The sequence below is a fragment of the Duganella sp. 1411 genome (genome assembly GCF_017833525.1).
In the GTDB taxonomy this organism is placed as follows: Bacteria; Pseudomonadota; Gammaproteobacteria; order Burkholderiales; family Burkholderiaceae_D; genus Rugamonas.
This window is the reverse complement of sequence record NZ_JAFICD010000001.1, coordinates 2066503-2082469: the sequence shown is the minus strand read 5'-3', so window position 1 is coordinate 2082469 and position 15967 is coordinate 2066503. Positions and strand designations below refer to the sequence as shown.

At 65.8% G+C, this 15967-nt stretch carries 12 protein-coding genes and 8 tRNA genes; 14 read left to right on the top strand and 6 right to left on the bottom strand.

From position 1 onward, the window contains the following. Nucleotides 1–139 precede the first annotated feature (139 nt). From gltX to JOD97_RS08535, 9 genes are all read left to right on the top strand, one after another. Entirely contained in the window at nt 140–1546 is a 1407-nt protein-coding gene (gene gltX, locus JOD97_RS08575; protein WP_209715253.1) for a glutamate--tRNA ligase, read from the top strand. 83 nt (nt 1547–1629) lie between these two features. Then, nucleotides 1630–1705, top strand: a tRNA-Ala gene (locus tag JOD97_RS08570). A gap of 49 nt (nt 1706–1754) precedes the next feature. Beyond that, nucleotides 1755–1830, top strand: a tRNA-Glu gene (locus JOD97_RS08565). 132 nt (nt 1831–1962) lie between these two features. Then, nucleotides 1963–2038: transfer RNA gene (locus tag JOD97_RS08560), tRNA-Ala, on the top strand. 42 nt (nt 2039–2080) lie between these two features. Next, nucleotides 2081–2156 (top strand) — tRNA-Glu (locus JOD97_RS08555). Nucleotides 2157–2217: 61 nt separating this feature from the next. Continuing rightward, a tRNA-Ala gene (locus JOD97_RS08550) sits at nt 2218–2293 on the top strand. A 22-nt stretch (nt 2294–2315) separates the two neighbouring features. Then, nucleotides 2316–2391 (top strand) — tRNA-Glu (locus JOD97_RS08545). 174 nt (nt 2392–2565) lie between these two features. Continuing rightward, nucleotides 2566–2641: transfer RNA gene (locus tag JOD97_RS08540), tRNA-Glu, on the top strand. A 52-nt stretch (nt 2642–2693) separates the two neighbouring features. Next, a tRNA-Glu gene (locus JOD97_RS08535) sits at nt 2694–2769 on the top strand. A gap of 55 nt (nt 2770–2824) precedes the next feature. Here the strand turns inward: JOD97_RS08535 and JOD97_RS33095 are convergent. From JOD97_RS33095 to JOD97_RS08520, 3 genes are all read right to left on the bottom strand, one after another. After that, nucleotides 2825–4921, bottom strand: a complete 2097-nt coding sequence (locus JOD97_RS33095) for a S8 family serine peptidase (protein ID WP_209715250.1) — start codon at nt 4919–4921, stop codon at nt 2825–2827. Between the two features lie 11 nt (nt 4922–4932). Beyond that, the gene (locus tag JOD97_RS08525; protein WP_209715247.1) at nt 4933–5223 is read right to left on the bottom strand and encodes a hypothetical protein; all 291 of its coding nucleotides are present in this window, start codon (nt 5221–5223) and stop codon (nt 4933–4935) included. 88 nt (nt 5224–5311) lie between these two features. Continuing rightward, on the bottom strand, nt 5312–6481 hold the full coding sequence (locus tag JOD97_RS08520; RefSeq protein ID WP_229264234.1) for a hypothetical protein: 1170 nt from the start codon (nt 6479–6481) through the stop codon (nt 5312–5314). A gap of 221 nt (nt 6482–6702) precedes the next feature. On the opposite strand from JOD97_RS08520, the gene earP reads away from it, so the two are divergent. The 3 genes from earP (at nt 6703) to JOD97_RS08505 (ending at nt 10407) form a co-directional block, all read left to right on the top strand. Beyond that, entirely contained in the window at nt 6703–7854 is a 1152-nt protein-coding gene (gene earP, locus JOD97_RS08515) for an elongation factor P maturation arginine rhamnosyltransferase EarP (protein ID WP_209715244.1), read from the top strand. A 132-nt stretch (nt 7855–7986) separates the two neighbouring features. Then, a complete protein-coding gene (locus JOD97_RS08510; RefSeq protein WP_209715243.1) occupies nt 7987–8562 on the top strand; it encodes an elongation factor P in 576 nt (191 codons plus the stop codon). 237 nt (nt 8563–8799) lie between these two features. Further along, nucleotides 8800–10407, top strand: coding sequence for an amidase (locus JOD97_RS08505; protein WP_209715240.1), 1608 nt, complete (start codon nt 8800–8802; stop codon nt 10405–10407). A gap of 100 nt (nt 10408–10507) precedes the next feature. Here the strand turns inward: JOD97_RS08505 and JOD97_RS08500 are convergent, their stop codons facing one another. Further along, a complete protein-coding gene (locus JOD97_RS08500) occupies nt 10508–11245 on the bottom strand; it encodes a hypothetical protein (RefSeq protein ID WP_209715237.1) in 738 nt (245 codons plus the stop codon). Nucleotides 11246–11357: 112 nt separating this feature from the next. Between JOD97_RS08500 and JOD97_RS08495 the strand changes: the two genes are divergently transcribed. Then, a complete protein-coding gene (locus JOD97_RS08495) occupies nt 11358–12347 on the top strand; it encodes an alpha/beta fold hydrolase (protein WP_209715234.1) in 990 nt (329 codons plus the stop codon). A 3-nt stretch (nt 12348–12350) separates the two neighbouring features. Here the strand turns inward: JOD97_RS08495 and JOD97_RS08490 are convergent, their stop codons facing one another. After that, nucleotides 12351–13163: a helix-turn-helix domain-containing protein gene (locus JOD97_RS08490; protein ID WP_209715231.1), complete on the bottom strand. Its 813-nt coding sequence runs from the start codon at nt 13161–13163 to the stop codon at nt 12351–12353. An 86-nt stretch (nt 13164–13249) separates the two neighbouring features. Here JOD97_RS08490 and JOD97_RS08485 point away from each other — a divergent pair, with 86 nt between their 5' ends. Further along, entirely contained in the window at nt 13250–14494 is a 1245-nt protein-coding gene (locus JOD97_RS08485) for an MFS transporter (protein ID WP_209715229.1), read from the top strand. Here JOD97_RS08485 and dbpA read toward each other — a convergent pair. Continuing rightward, nucleotides 14481–15920 carry an ATP-dependent RNA helicase DbpA gene (gene dbpA, locus JOD97_RS08480; RefSeq protein WP_209715226.1) on the bottom strand — a complete coding sequence of 480 codons (1440 nt, stop codon included), beginning with the start codon at nt 15918–15920 and terminating at the stop codon, nt 14481–14483. The two genes, JOD97_RS08485 and dbpA, sit on opposite strands and share 14 nt — an antisense overlap. Nucleotides 15921–15967: the final 47 nt, after the last annotated feature.

The following is a 15967-nucleotide window of genomic DNA, read 5'->3' as shown; positions in this document are numbered from 1 at the left end:
GTTTTGCGGGAGCGCGGGTTGGCGCGCGCCCAACCCGCACCCCCTCAGCGTCGGCGCCTGCGTCGCGCCGAATGCACATGGGTTGCCCGCCCGGCCGACACGTTAAAATAACCCTTTTCCAGATAGCTTTTCAATTCAGATGACCACACCCACCACGCCCGTCCGCACCCGATTCGCTCCCAGCCCGACCGGCTACCTCCACCTTGGCGGCGCCCGCACGGCGCTGTACTCGTGGGCGTTCGCCCGTCACTTCGGCGGCACCTTCGTGCTGCGCATCGAGGACACCGACCTGGAGCGCTCCACCCCCGAGGCCGTGCAAGCGATCATCGAGGGCATGGAATGGCTGGGCCTGAGCCACGACGAAGGCCCGTTCTATCAAATGCAGCGCATGGACCGCTACCGCGAGGTGGTGGCGCAGATGCTGGCCGCCGGCAGCGCCTATCATTGCTACTCGTCGCCCGAGGAAGTCGAGGCGATGCGCGAGCGTATGCGCGCGGCCGGCGAAAAGCCGCGCTACGACGGCACCTGGCGCCCCGAGCCGGGCAAGACCCTGCCCGCCATTCCGGAAGGCCGCAAGCCGGTGGTGCGCTTCAAGAATCCGCTCGACGGCGAGGTGACCTGGGACGATTTCGTCAAAGGCACTATCACCATCGGCAACAAGGAACTGGACGACCTGGTCATCGCCCGTCCGGACGGTACGCCGACCTATAACTTCTGCGTGGCCGTCGACGACTGGGACATGCAGATCAGCCACGTGCTGCGCGGCGACGACCACGTCAACAACACGCCGCGCCAGATCAATATCCTGCGCGCGATCGGCGCGCCGCTGCCGCTGTACGGCCACCTGCCGATGATACTGGGTTCGGACGGCCAGAAGATGTCCAAGCGTAAGGACGCCGTCAACGTCATGGAATATCCGGCGCAGGGTTATCTGCCGGAAGCGATCCTCAATTACCTGGCGCGCCTGGGCTGGAGCCACGGCGACGACGAAGTGTTTTCGATGGAGCAGGTGATCGCCTGGTTCGACGGCTCGCACCTGTCGAACTCGGCCGCCCAGTTCAACATCGAAAAACTGAACTGGCTCAACAACCACTATATCAAGCAGGCCGACAACGAGCGCCTGGCCGAGCTGGCCAAGCCGCGCATGCTGGCCGCCGGCGCAGTGTTCGACGGCGCGCCGCCGTTGCCGGCCGTGCTGGCGCTGATGAAGGAGCGCGTCAACACCGTCAACGAACTGGCCGACGCGGCGATGCTGTTCTACCGCGCGCCGCAGCCGGACGCGGCGCTGCTGGCGCAGCACTTGACCGACGCCGTCAAGCCGGCGCTGGCGCAGTTCGCCGACCGCTGCAAAACGGTGGAGTGGAGCAAGGAGTCGCTGGCCGCGATGATCAAGGAAGTGCTGGCCGCGAACGGCTTGAAGATGCCGCAGATCGCCATGCCGCTGCGCCTGATCGTCACCGGCCAGTTGCAGACGCCGGCCATCGACGCGGTGTTGCAGATCTTCGGCCGCGAAGCGATTGTGGCGCGCGTGGCGAAATATCTGTGAGTTTGCATTAAAAGCAGAGCAAAGTTGCAAAAGGGTATTTGCATAGTGCGGCTTCTTTGCTATACTCTTGTTTCTGCGCCAACGGGGGTATAGCTCAGCTGGGAGAGCGCTTGCATGGCATGCAAGAGGTCAGCGGTTCGATCCCGCTTACCTCCACCAAGAAACATTCTGGTGCGCAGAAACGAAGTGGTAAAATTGGTTGTTCGCAGTCCCCATCGTCTAGAGGCCTAGGACATCACCCTTTCACGGTGAGTACGGGGGTTCGAATCCCCCTGGGGACGCCAAGTTGTAAAGCAGTAGAAGAGTTGTAGTTGACGTTGTTTGTACTGATTTGTTTGATGTTTGGCTTCACGCTGGATAGATACAAGTAGTGAAAACAAAAGTCGCGCAAGCGGCTTTTATTATTTCTGCGCCCGGGGGGTATAGCTCAGCTGGGAGAGCGCTTGCATGGCATGCAAGAGGTCAGCGGTTCGATCCCGCTTACCTCCACCACCGCGCGGAAATGGTCGTTGATTGTAGTGCCGTAGTTCCAAGGTCCCCATCGTCTAGAGGCCTAGGACATCACCCTTTCACGGTGAGTACGGGGGTTCGAATCCCCCTGGGGACGCCAGCCTTGCCAAGCTGACGAGTAGTAAATGTGTAGCAGTACGACAGAAGACTTTCTGCGCCCGGGGGGTATAGCTCAGCTGGGAGAGCGCTTGCATGGCATGCAAGAGGTCAGCGGTTCGATCCCGCTTACCTCCACCATTAGCGCAGAGAGCACCGACATGTCCCCATCGTCTAGAGGCCTAGGACATCACCCTTTCACGGTGAGTACGGGGGTTCGAATCCCCCTGGGGACGCCAGCATTCGATTCGATCATCAAGCCGCCCTGTGCGGCTTTTTTGTTTTTGCGCCGCCGTTCGCCGCGCCGGACGCGGCTGTTGCCGGGCTGCCAAGCTTGCGGGAAAAACGAGCAAAAACAAGGGTTTGCTATTGCATCCGGCGAATTTGACTGCTATGATTCGCGCCTTGGAAAAGTCCCCATCGTCTAGAGGCCTAGGACATCACCCTTTCACGGTGAGTACGGGGGTTCGAATCCCCCTGGGGACGCCAGGATCTTTCCAGTTTCAGCAGTAATTCAGGTCGGTAACACGGACAGCTTTCTGTCCCCATCGTCTAGAGGCCTAGGACATCACCCTTTCACGGTGAGTACGGGGGTTCGAATCCCCCTGGGGACGCCAGATAAGTAGCAAACGCAAAAAGCCGCCTTTGCGGCTTTTTGCATTGCGGCGCCGGTCACCACTGGAACGTCGGATACGGCGGCGGCATCGCCGGCGTCATTTGATACCACGGCGGCGTGCGCGGCATGGCCCACGGCGCGCGCGCCAGCTCCAGCCCGAACGGCTCCATGCCCGGCCCGGCCATCAATGGCGACATCATGCCTCCCATCACGTTTTGCGGCGCCATCGCCGGCTGCGCGGTTTGCCCCGACAGTGTTTGCAGGCCGACCGCCACCAGCGCGTCGGGCAAACCGAAACCGATGCGGCTCTGGTCGCCCAGGCTGACGCGGCGCGCGCTGGCGCGCAGGATCTGGAACAGCCGTTCGACGCGCTCGGCGCCGCGCGCCTTGTACTGCGGCGTTTGGAAGTCCGGGTGGTGCGCCAGGGTCAGCGCCGCCAGGCCGGTGATGTGCGGCGTCGCCATCGAGGTGCCGTCCCACGCGGCGAAATTATTCGGCGGCACACAGGAGGTGATGGCCACGCCCGGTCCGCACACGCCCACCTGCGGCCCGAAGCAGCTGAACTTGGCGGTGAAGTAGCCGTAGGCGTCGACGTTGGCGTCGAGCGTCTGCGCGTGGTAGCTGTCGGCAGGGAATTCGTCGAGCTTGCCGATCGCGGCCACCGCCAGCACGTTCGGCGACGACGCCGGGTATTGCACCGGGCCGCCCGAGTTGCCGGCCGCCACGATGCAAGCGATGCCGGCCCGCTTGGCGCGCACGATCTGCTGCTCCAGCGCCTCGGACACCTCGGCGCCGCCCAGGCTCAGGTTGACGACGTCGATCTGCTTGTCGATGCAGTACTCGAGCGCGTCGATCAGCTGGCTGACCTGGCCGCCCGGGAACAGCTTGCAGGCGTGGACCTCGGCGTCGGGCGCGAAGCCGCGGATGCCGGAGGCGATGTCGGCCGCCGCGATGACGCCGGCGCAATGGGTGCCATGGCCCATCGTGTCCTGGTCCCAGCCGTTGGGGTTGGTCTTTTTGTTGATCACGTCGAAGCCGGCCTTGATGCCGTGCAGATTGTCATGCGTGGTGGCCGCGCCGGAATCGATGATGGCGATCTTGACGCCTTGGCCGCGATAGTTGCCGGGCAACTGGTCGAGCCGCATCGCCTTCTGCCCCCAGCCGAGCGCGCGCTGGCGCGGAAAGCCCGCCAGCGCCGGCCAGTCCGACAGCGCGCGCAGCGCCACCACGTTGGCCTGGTCGGTGCTGATGTCCGGATCGCGCTGGTAGAAGCTCCAGTGGTCGGCCTTGGGCTTGACGTACAGGCCGGTGACCGACTCCGGCGTTTCGCCGAACAGCGACAAGGTGCACTGGCCGTTGGCGTCGGTCTTGCCGCTGGCCGGCATCAGGCCGCCGAACAGCGACACCTCGGCGTCGGCCTGCGGCGCGCCGTCCTTGCCGATCACGCTGATGACGGCGTTGACGACCGGGCCGCCGCCGGCCATGACGCCGGTGACCATTTGCGGCTGGCGCAGCGCCGGCTCCATCAGCGACAGGTGCTGGTCATGCTCGACCAGCAGTCGTCCCTGGCCCTGCTGGTGCAGCAGCGCCGCTTTCTGTTCTGTCATGCGCGCCACCAGCACACCCTGGCTGCCGCCCATGCCATCGGCCAGCGCGCCCAGCACCGACTTGGGGCCGACCGTGTCGACCACCTCGATGTCGGCGCTGTTGCGCAGCGCCTGCTCCAGCGCCGAGAACTGCAGCGGCTGGAAGCCCAGCGTTTGCAGGCCCTCCGGCACCTGGCGCGGCGCGACCACGTATTGTTTTTTACGCGAGCCGACCGCGCGGCCGAGGTTGTCGGCACGGCTGTCGGCCGCCCGCGCCGCGTTGCCGTCGGCGGAGCGGGTGGGGCCGGAAGCGCCGGATGCGGTGGACGTCGGGGCGGCGGCTACGGCAGCTCCGGCGGCGTCGTCGCCAACGCCGCCGGAGCTGCCGGCCGCCGACGTGGCGCCGCCCGCCGCGCCGCCTGCCGCGCCGCCACCGGCGGCCGGGCCGCCGGTGGCGGCGCCACGGCCGCCGCGCCCTTCAGCACCGGACGCGGCGGCGGTCGGTTCACCGCCGCTTGATGTGGATTCCGGCGGCATCGGTGCGCCGCCGTTGGGATTTTTGGGCATGGGGATTCCTTTCAAATCGGGCCCGCCGCGCCGTTGTCGAACATCGACAGCGGGCGGTCCGGCTCTATCGTCAATTGATGGGGAAGCGGGCTGGTATCGCGGAATTGCCGCGCCAGCCGGTTCGCGGTCTCGGCGCTGATTTCCAAGATGGCCGTATGCGCCTGTCCGCGCGGGCCGATCAGATCGACCACGGTGATCTCGGGATCGGTCTCGGCCAGCGCCAGAAAGTCCGTCAGCGGCGTGCCGTCGGCGGCGTGGACCAAATACCTGGCCTTGCCCTGCGCTGTGGGCGCTTGGCTCATGGGTTTCTCCTTAAAGCGGGGCCCTCCGCGGCCGGGGCCGGCGGAGGGCAAAGACGGCGTCCGGCGCCGTCGCCTTGGCCGGTCGGCGTCAGTGCATGGTTTGCTGGCCGCCGTACATGGCGCCGTTGCCGGCCTGGGCCAGCTGGGCCAGTTGTGCCTGCTGCGCCGCCTGCTGCGCATACGCGGCCATCATCGGATCGGCGCCGAACGGCAGCATGCCGCCGAGCTGGCCGGCGATGCCGCCGATGGTGTTACCCAGCCCGGCGTTGCCGAACGCCCCGCCAATGGCGCCGCCCAGCGGTTGGGCGACGTGCTTGACCAGGTTGCCGAACCAACCCTGCGGCGCCAGTCCCTGCGGGTCTTGCAACTGCTGCATCTGCTGCAACTGCTGCAATTGCTGCAATTGCTGCATCTGCGCCTCCTGCTGGGCGTAGGCTTGCGCCACCGGGTCGGCGCCGAAGGGCAGCAGGTTGGGGCTTTGCCCGATCGGCTGGCTGCCGATGCGCGGGCCCATGATGCCGGTGTTGCCTATGGTCGGCGAGTAGTAGCTGCTCCACGGGCGGTTGCGCAGCAGGTTGCCCAGCCAGCCGGAACCGGGAGTCGAGCTGAAGTTCGGCCCCATGCCTTGCATGATGCTTTGCAGCTGCAGTTGCTGCAGCTGCGCCTCTTGTTGGGCTTGCTGCGCGTAGGCTTGCGACACGGGGTCGGCGCCGAACGGCAGCATGCCGCCCAGTTGTCCGGCGATGCCGCCGATGGTGCCGCCCAAGCCGGCGTGGCCGAACGCGCCGCCAATGGCGCCGCCCAGCGGACGCGCCACCTGCTTAACCAGGTTGCCGAACCAGCCCTGTGGCGACAGGTCGCCCTGCATTTGTTGCTGTTGCAGTTGTTGCAGCTGCAACTGTTGCTGCAACTGTTGTTGCTGCGCCTGTTGCGCGTAGGCGGCGCTGAGCGGGTCCGCGCCCATCGGCAGGAAGGAGCCGCCGATGCCGCCGGCCATCTGGCCGATCTGGCCGCCCAGTTTCGCGTTGCCGAACAGGCCGCCGATGCCGCGTCCGATCAGTCCGCCCAGCGGCGCGCCGAACATGCCCCCGAGGAAGCCCATCGGCGCCAGGCCGCCCATCGAACCCATCGGCCCCATCGAACCCATCTGTCCCATCGGCCCCATTTGGCCCATAGAGCCCATCGGTCCCATCTGACCCATCGGCCCCATTTGTTGCGGCATCATTTGTTGTCCGTAATATTGTTGAAACTCGTTCATGACATCTCCTTGTTATTGATTCGTGTTGTAGGTGTTCGCTTATGGATATATGTTCCAGCGCGGCCTCGTTATTCGAGCGGCGTCGGCGCTGCGGGGTTGTTATACGGCGGCAGGCGCTGGAGTTATTTGGACTGGCGGCGGCGAGGGAAGTTTTGGTATTCTTGGTTCCCGCCGCGCGGTAATCAGGTATCATCCAGCCTCATTTTCAAACCGCTCCCACCATGACTTTGCGCAGCCTCGATCTCTTTTGCCGTGTTGTCGACAACTATGGCGACATCGGCATCTGCTGGCGCCTGGCCCGCCAGCTGCGGCGCGAGCACGGACTCGACGTGCGGCTGTGGGTGGACGACCTGGTCAGCTTTCGGCGCCTGTGCCCGCAGGTGGCCCCCGACGCCGATACCCAACTGATCGACGGCGTCACCGTGCGCCACTGGCGCGGCCAGGACGGCGTCTACACCGCCGCCGACGTGGCCGACATCGTCATCGAGTTCTTCGCCTGCGACATCCCGCCCGGCTACATCGCCGCGATGGCCGAGTGCGCGACGCGCCCGGTGTGGTTCAACCTGGAGGGCTTGACGGCGGAGGAGTGGGTCGAGGGCTGCCATCGGCTGACGTCGCCGCATCCGCGCCTGCCGCTGACCAAGCATTTCTTCTTCCCTGGCTTTACCGACAAAACCGGCGGCCTGCCGCGCGAGGCGGCGCTGGAAGCCGAGCGGCTGGCGTTCCAGTCGGACCCGGCGGCGATGACGGCCTTCCTGGCCGGCCTCGGCGTGGCGGAGGCGGAACTGGCCGCGACCAGGGTCTCGCTGTTCTGCTACCCGCACGCCCCGGTGGCGGCGCTGTTCGACAGCTGGCGGCAGGGCGGCGAGGCGCTGGTTTGCCTGGTGCCCGAGGGCGTCGCCGCGGACGCGGTGCAAGCGTTCCTCGGCGTCCCGCCGACGGCCGGCGCGGCGGCCACGCGCGGCGCGCTGACGGTGCGCGTGCTGCCGTTCGTGCCCCAGCCCGACTACGACAAGCTGCTGTGGGCCTGCGACCTCAACTTCGTGCGCGGCGAGGATTCCTTCGTGCGCGCCCAGTGGGCCGGCAAGCCGTTTGTCTGGCACATTTATCCGCAGGACGAAAACCTGCATCACAAGAAGTTGCGCGCCTTCCTGCAACGCTACGCCGGCGCGCTGCCGGCGCTGGAGCAGGTGTCGCTGGCCTGGAACGACGCCGCGCCGGCGGACGGGCAGGGCGATTGGCCGGCCCGGTGGCGCGCCTTCCGCGCGGAGATGTCGCAAATGGCCGCGCGCGCCGAGCAATGGCGGCAACAGATGTTGGCCAACGGCGATCTGGCGTCCAACCTGGTGCGCTTTGCCGCCAGCTTGAGATAGGCGGCGCCGAAAAAGCAGGGTATAATGCCGGGTTAATCTCTAGAACATTTTTACCGGATCAACCGTGAGCTGACGGCTTTTGGCCTGGCGACAGATGATTTTTACGCAACCTACTTTTTACGTACACTCCCTATGAAACCTGCAAAAGAAATTCGTGTTGGCAATATCATCATGGTCGAAGGCAAGCCATTCATCGTGCTGCGCTCCGATGTCAACGGTTCGAGCCGCACGGGCTTCACGTACAAATGGAAGATGAAGAATCTTCTGACCAACAGCCCGCTGGAAAACGTCTTCCGCGGCGACGACAAGTTCGACGTGGTCGTACTGGACAAAAAGCCGGTGACCTACTCGTACTTCGCCGATCCGCTGTACGTCTTCATGGACGCCGACTACGAGCAATACGAAATCGAAGAAGAGAACCTGGGCGACGCGCTGAACTACCTGAAAGACGGCATGGAATGCGAAGCCGTGTTCTACGACGGCAAGGCGATCTCGGTCGAACTGCCGACCACCATCGCGCGCCAGATCGTCTACTCGGAGCCTGCGGTCAAGGGCAACACCTCGGGTAACGTCCTGAAGGAAGCCAAGATCGAAAACGCCATCGAATCGAAGCGTCACACCGTGCAAGTGCCACTGTTCGTAAGCCAGGACGACGTGATCGAGATCGACACCCGCACCAACGAATACAAGCGTATCGTTCGTAACTAATGACCGACGTTTGAGTCGTGAAGCGCCGAACTTCGGCGATTTTGTGGCTAAAAAGCACGCCCGCGCACGCCGGCGTGCTTTTTTTACGCCCTAAAATGTGCGAAATGCAATTAATTGCTGAAATAGAAGTAATTTTTGTAGTCAGGCTGTCAACCCGCTGATATATTAATGCGACGCAACAAATTTTGCGTATTGATGATCAGCGGATCATCCACGACTTCCACTCACGGGGACGGTATGGATCGCAGGCAGTTCGTTCGAATCGGCGTCGCGGCCGGCGCCGCCGTTGGCGCCAGCGGCGCGCAAGCCCAGGCCGCGCCGGCCGCCGCCGGCAAGCACCCCGGCGGCATCCTCGACGCCGGGGTGCGCGAGCAGCAGCGCATGATGGAGGCCGGCAAGCTGACCTCGCACGCGCTGACGTCGCAGTATCTGGCGCGCATCCGCACCATCGACAAGGCCGGCCCGCGCATCAACGCCATCATCGAGATCAATCCGGAGGCGCTCAAGATCGCGCTCGAGATGGACCGCGAGCGCCATCTGAAGCGCGTGCGCGGACCGCTGCACGGCATACCGGTGCTATTGAAGGACAACATCGCCACCGGCGACCGCATGAGCACCACGGCCGGCTCGCTGGCGCTGTCGAACGTGCGCGCCGCGCGCGACGCCCACGTCGCCGAGCGGCTGCGCGCGGCCGGCGCCGTCATCATCGGCAAGACCAATCTGAGCGAGTGGGCCAATATGCGCTCGACCCATTCGGTCAGCGGCTGGAGCGCGCGTGGCGGGCTGACATTGAACCCGTATTCGCTCGACCGCAACTGCAGCGGCTCGAGCTCCGGCTCCGGCGCGGCCATCGCCGCCGGCCTGGCCACGCTGGCCGTCGGCACCGAGACCGATGGCTCGATCGTCTCGCCGGCGTCGATCTGCGGGCTGGTGGGCATCAAGCCGACCCTGGGATTGGTCAGCCGCAGCGGCATCATCCCGATCGCCCATTCGCAGGACACGGCCGGCCCGATGGCGCGCAGCGTCGCCGACGCCGCGCTAATGCTGGCGGCGATGACGGGCGCCGATCCGAAAGATCCGATCACGCAGGAAGGGGAAGGCAAGGGCGGCGACTACCTGGCGGCGCTGCGCCCGGGCGGGCTGCAAGGCGCGCGCATCGGCGTGGCGCGCAACTTCTTCGGCGAGAACGACGAACTGGACGCGGTCATCGAAAAGGCGCTGGCCGAACTGCGGGCGCAGGGCGCGGTGCTGGTCGACACCGAGGTCCCCAACGTCAACAAGTACGGCGACACCGAGACCGAGGTGCTGCTGTACGAATTCAAGGCCGACCTGGCCGCGTATCTGAAAGAGTACGCGCCCACCGCGTCGGTGGCCAACATGGCCGACGTCATCGCCTTCAACCAGCAGCACCGCCAGCGCGAGCTGCCGTATTTCGGCCAGGAGTATCTGGAGCGCGCGCAGCAAAAGGGCGGGCTGGAGACGCCGGCCTACCGCGAGGCGCTGGCCAACAACCACCGCTACGCGCGCGCCGAGGGCATCGACCGCGTGATGCGCGAACACCAGCTGGACGCGCTGGTGGCGCCGACCGGCGGCCCGGCGTGGCTGACGGACTTCATCAACGGCGACCATTTCAGCGGCAGCTTCTCGTCGCCGGCGGCGGTGGCCGGCTATCCGCACATCACGGTGCCGGCCGGGTACGTGCACGGCTTGCCGGTCGGGCTGTCGTTCGTCGGCGCCGCCTTCAGCGACGCGGCGCTGATCCGCATGGCTTACTCGTACGAGCAGGCCACGCTGCACCGGCGCGCGCCGCAGTTCCCGCCAAGCGTGTCGCTGGCGGTGCGCTAGGTTCGGACCCGCACCTCCACGCGGGGTCGTTCCCCGTGCGGGGTACGACCCCTGAGCGGCGTGGTGTGCATGTCGGGGACCGCACGCCGGGTTCGATCTCTTATTTGAGAAAGCGGAAGGTCGGTTCGATATTCCGTTCATGCAGATGCCGGACGATGTCCTCGATGGTGGCGTCCTTCAGCAGCAAGCCCGCCGGCGCCGCCTTTCCCGCCGGCGCCGGTGCCAATGTCGGCGGCGTGTCGGCGCCGGCGCCAAGGCAATTCCCCAGCACCTCGAGCGCGTGCGCCAACTCCTTTTCGCTGATGCCGCGCAGCCCCTCCAGAAACGACGTTTGCGCGCCGACAGGCGGCGTCATCTCCAGACCCAGATCGTCGGCGAACGACGCACCCATGCCCGGATTGATGAACGCCGCCCACAGGCCACTGGCCTGATGCAGGCACGGTGGCAGTTCGACCGACGTGGTATCCAGGTCGATGTCCTGCTGCGCGAAGTAGGCCTTATGCAGCAAGGCTTTCAGCTGTCGCAGCCGCGCCACCGGAACCGGCGTTTCCAGCGACAGCCACAGGCCGTAGCTGTCGCCGCCCGACACGCTTACCGCCGGCGCCGGCAGGCCCAGCTCCGTTTGCAGCGCGTTGGCGGTCTCGCACAATTGGGCCCAGTGGCCGTCGTCGGGCAGGCGGCGGAAATCGATCACCAGCGCCCGCGCCAAGCCATCGTCGCCGGCCAGATCGACACGCATGGTGTGCTCGCCGCGCAGATGCCGCTCCAGTGCCGCGTCGTCGTAGCGCCGGTCGTTGGACAAATATAGCCTGCGCAGCTCCGCGATTAACTTCTGCATCGATCTTCCTTTTTTATCAACATCATGTTGTATTATCCATCTTTTCCGGACAGCGCTGGTGGCGCCGCCGTTTTTCGAATCACTTTGAATCACTTGATCAGGGATCGCATCGATGACTAAAACTTTGTCCGGCCTTGCGCTGTTGGCGCTGACCGCAGGTATGACTTCTTCCGCGTTTGCCGCCGGCAGCGCCTTCGCCACGCCACATCAGCTGATCGATGTCGGCGGGCGCAAAATGAATATCTACTGCAGCGGCCAGGGTGCGACCACGGTGATTTTCGACGCGCCGTCCGGCGACGCCGGCTGGAACTGGCATCGGGTGCAGCCCGAGGTGGCCAAGCACACGCGCGCCTGCGTGTACGACCGCGCCGGCCTCGGATTCAGCGATCCGGCCAAGCAGCCCAACACGTCGGAGAGCGTGGCCGAGGATTTGCACAAGCTGCTGGCCGGCGCCGGCGTCAAGCCGCCGTATGTCCTGGTCGGCAATTCGCTCGGCGGTGCCAACGTGCAGGTGTACGCCTACCGCTATCCCGACGAAGTCAAAGGGCTGGTGCTGGTCGAAGCGGAGCACGAGGACGAGACCACGCGCCTGGACAAGGCCAGCCAGGGCATGCTCACCAAGATCTATGGCATGGTCGCGGAACAGAATAAATACTGCCTGGCCGCCGCCACCAAGGGCATCAAGCCTGGCAGCGAGGACCAGATGAACTGCGCCGGCGATCCGGCGAAAGTGTACGGTCCGGCGTTGGGCGCGGTGGTGCTGAAGTCGACCATCACGCCGGCCTATTGGCGCGCCAATGTCGCCGAGTGGGACGCCATCAAGGTCAGCGACGAGCAACTGCGCAAGCGCCGCCGCCCATTCGGCGATCTGCCGCTGGTGGTGCTCACACGCGGCGTCAGCCCATACGCGCAGCCGGGCAAGCCGCAGAGCGCTTTGAACAAGGCGTTCGAGGACGAGAACTTCGCCATCCAAAAAGACATCGCCGCGCTGTCCACGCGCGGCACGCAGCGCGTGGTGCCCGGCGCCGGCCACGTGATCCAGGCCGACAAGCCGGAAGCCGTGGTGCAGGCCGTGCTCGAGGTACTCAAGCAGGTGAAGTAGCCGTCACCCCGGCTGCAGCGGGGCGCGCCATTCGGACAGGTAGTGCTGCGGCGTTTGGCCCAGGATGCGGCGGAACATGGCGCTGAACGCGCTGGGGCTGGCGTAGCCCAGCGCCGCCGCGATCTCGCCCACGCCCTGTCCGCGCGCCAGCCGGCCGAACGCCTCGGCCAGGTGCACCTGCTGTACCCACTGCCGGTAATGCAGGCCGGTCTCCTTCGGGAACAAGCGTATCAAGGTGCGCGCGCTGGCGCCGACGTCGGCGGCCCAGTCCTCGATCGTGCGCGCGCGGCCCGGATCATCGACGATGGCCGAGCAGACCGCCAGCAGGCGGCGGTCGCGCGGCCAAGGGATCGCCATCGGCACCGTCTGCGCCGCCGCCAGCTCCGACAAAATCAGCATCGCCAGATGCCCGCCGCGCCCCGGCAGCGGATACTCCACCGGCTCGGTCAATAGCGCCAGTATCAGCTCGCGCAGCAGCGGACTTACTTCGATCACCCGGCAATCCGCGCCGAACGCGGTCGCCGCGCCGGCTTCGACGTAGATGGTGCGCATCGTCACCTTGCCGATAGAAGTCCAGTGGTGCACCACGCCCGGCGGTATCATCAGCGCGCGCCGCGGCGGCAGTATCCACACGCCGGATTCGGTCTGCACGCGCATCAGGCCTTCGGTGGCGTACAGCAGTTGCGCGCGTTCGTGGCTGTGCGGCGCGGCCGACACGCCATGCCCGGCGTCGCGCGCCATGGCGGTGACCACCCGCGGCACGCGCTGGTAGTCGCGGTGGTCGCTGCTGCGGCCGGGGAGGGGAGGCTGAGACATTATTTTGTCACTTATTCGACGAAAGATGGAATATGTGGTTGCAGGAGCCATCATACACTGAACCCTTCGACACCTAAGGCTCCATCATGACTTCCACAGCTACAGTTACAGAGTCCGCCGCCGCCAGCGCGGCGCCGCACGCTACAGCCAGCCGGCCGCACGGCCCAACCGTCATGCGCATCCTCGGCGCGGTGGCGCTGGTGCACCTGCTCAACGACCTGACGCAGGCCATGCTGCCCTCGATCTACCCGATGCTAAAGGCGCAGTTCGGCCTGAGTTTCACGCAGGTCGGCCTGATCACGCTGGTCTTCCAGTGCACCGCCTCGCTGCTGCAACCGTGGATCGGGCTGTACACCGACCGCAAGCCGATGCCCTTCCTGCTGCCGCTGGGGATGTGCGCGACGCTGGTCGGCGTGCTGCTGATGTCGGTCGCCGCCAGCTTCGCGGGCCTGCTGGCGGCGGCCGCGCTGATCGGCGTCGGCTCGTCGACCTTCCACCCCGAGGCCTCGCGCGTGGCGCGCATCGCCTCCGGCGGCCGCTTCGGCTTCGCGCAGTCGCTGTTCCAGGTGGGCGGCAATGTCGGCTCGGCGCTGGGACCTTTGCTCGCCGCCGCCATCATCATCGGCCGGGGGCAGGGCAATATCGCCTGGTTCGCGATTCTGGTGGTGGTGGCGATCGCGGTGCTGGTGCGCGTGAGCCGCTGGCACAGCGAACATCTGGCCGGCTTGCCGCGCAAGGCGGCGGCGCCGGTGGCGTCGCCGCTGTCCCAGGGCCGCGTGCTCGGCGCGTTGGCGGTGCTGGCGCTGCTGGTGTTCTCCAAATATATCTACATGTCCAGCTTGAGCAGCTACTACACGTTCTACCTGATCGATAAATTCGGGTTGTCGGTGGCGTCGGCGCAGATGTATCTGTTCTTGTTCCTGGCGGCGGTGGCGGCCGGCACCTTCATGGGCGGCCCGATCGGCGACCGCATCGGCCGCAAGCGGGTGATCTGGATGTCGATCCTGGGCGCCGCGCCGTTCACGCTGATGCTGCCGTACGTGGACCTGCTGTGGACCGCGATACTGAGCGTGGTGATCGGCTTCGTGATCTCGTCGGCGTTCTCCGCCATCGTGGTGTTCGCGCAGGAGCTCATGCCGGGCAAGGTGGGCATGATCGCCGGGATCTTCTTCGGCTTGATGTTTGGCGTCAGCGGCATCGGCGCCGCCGCCATGGGCCATATCGCCGATGTCGCCGGCATCGCCTATGTCTACAAGCTGTGTTCCTACCTGCCGCTGCTTGGCGTGCTGACCGTGTTGCTGCCCGACGTCGAGCGCCTTACACCTCGATGAAGCGCATCTTGAAGTTGCGGCCCTTGATGGCGCCGAAGTCGCCGCCCAGCGGGTTGTTCTTGCTCAGGCGGTCGAACGCCTCGTAGGCGACGCGGCGGTCGATGGCGACGTAGGTCTGGAACTCGGACACGTTGATCTTGCCCACTTGTTCCTTGCTCAGGCCGGCGTCGCCGGTCAGCGCGCCCAGCAGGTCGCCCGGACGCAGCTTGTCCTTCTTGCCGCCCGAGATCACCAAGGTCATCATCGGCGCCGGATCGACGCCGTAGTCGTCGCCGTCCAGGCTATCGAGGTCGAACCACTCGGCCTGCGAGCCCTGGTATTCCTCGATCAGCTTGACCCACTTCTTCTCGTTGGGCGCGCACAGCGACAGCGCCAGGCCTTTTTCGCCGACGCGGCCGGTGCGGCCGATGCGGTGGATGTGCACCTCGGTGTCCTTGGAGACGTCGACGTTGATCACCGCCTCCAGGTTGGGGATGTCGAGGCCGCGCGCGGCGACGTCGGTGGCCACCAGCACCGAGCAGCTGCGGTTCGAGAACAGCACCAGGATCTCGTCGCGCTCGCGCTGTTCCAGTTCGCCGAACAGGGCCAGCGCCGAGAAGCCCTTGGCGCGCAGGTCCTCGGCAAGTTCGCGGCACTGCACCTTGGTGTTGCAGAAGGCGATAGCCGATGCCGGCTTGTAGTGGCCCAGCAGCTTGCCGACGGCGGCGGTGCGCTGGTCGAAGCCGATCTCGAAGAACAGCTGCTCGATCTTGCTGTTGTCGTGCTGCGCCTCGACCGTCACTTCGACCGGATCGGCCAGGAAGGAATCGGTGGCGCGGCGGATGTCGTCCGGATAGGTGGCCGAGAACAGCAAGGTCTGGCGGCGCTTCGGGCAGGCGCTGACGATGCCGGCGATTTCGTCGTAGAAGCCCATGTCGGTCATGCGGTCGGCCTCGTCGAGCACCAGGGTCTCGACCTTCGACAGGTCCAGCGTATTGCGGCCCAGATGGTCGCGCACGCGGCCCGGGGTGCCGACGACGATGTGGGCGCCGTGTTCGAGCGAGGCGATTTGCGGGCGCATCGGCGAGCCGCCGGTCAGCACCAGCACCTTGACGTTGCCGGTGCTGCGCGCCAGGCGGCGCAACTCGTTGGCCACCTGGTCGGCCAGCTCGCGGGTGGGGCACAGCACCAGCGCCTGCACCGCGAACCACGCCGGATTCAATTTGGCCAGGATGCCGATGCCGAAGGCGGCGGTCTTGCCGCTGCCGGTCTTGGCCTGGGCGATCAGGTCGCGCCCGGCCAGCACCGACGGCAGGCTTTGCGCCTGGATGGTGGTCATCGCCTTGTAGCCGAGCGAATCGAGGTTGGCGAGGAATTCGGCGGTCAGCGGCAGGCTGGCGAAGGCGGTGTTGTCGCCGGCGGGCGCGGTGGTGTCGGTCGGGGTCATGATGTCAGGCCTGTTCAAAAAGGACGTAAGCACAGTCTAACAGGCTC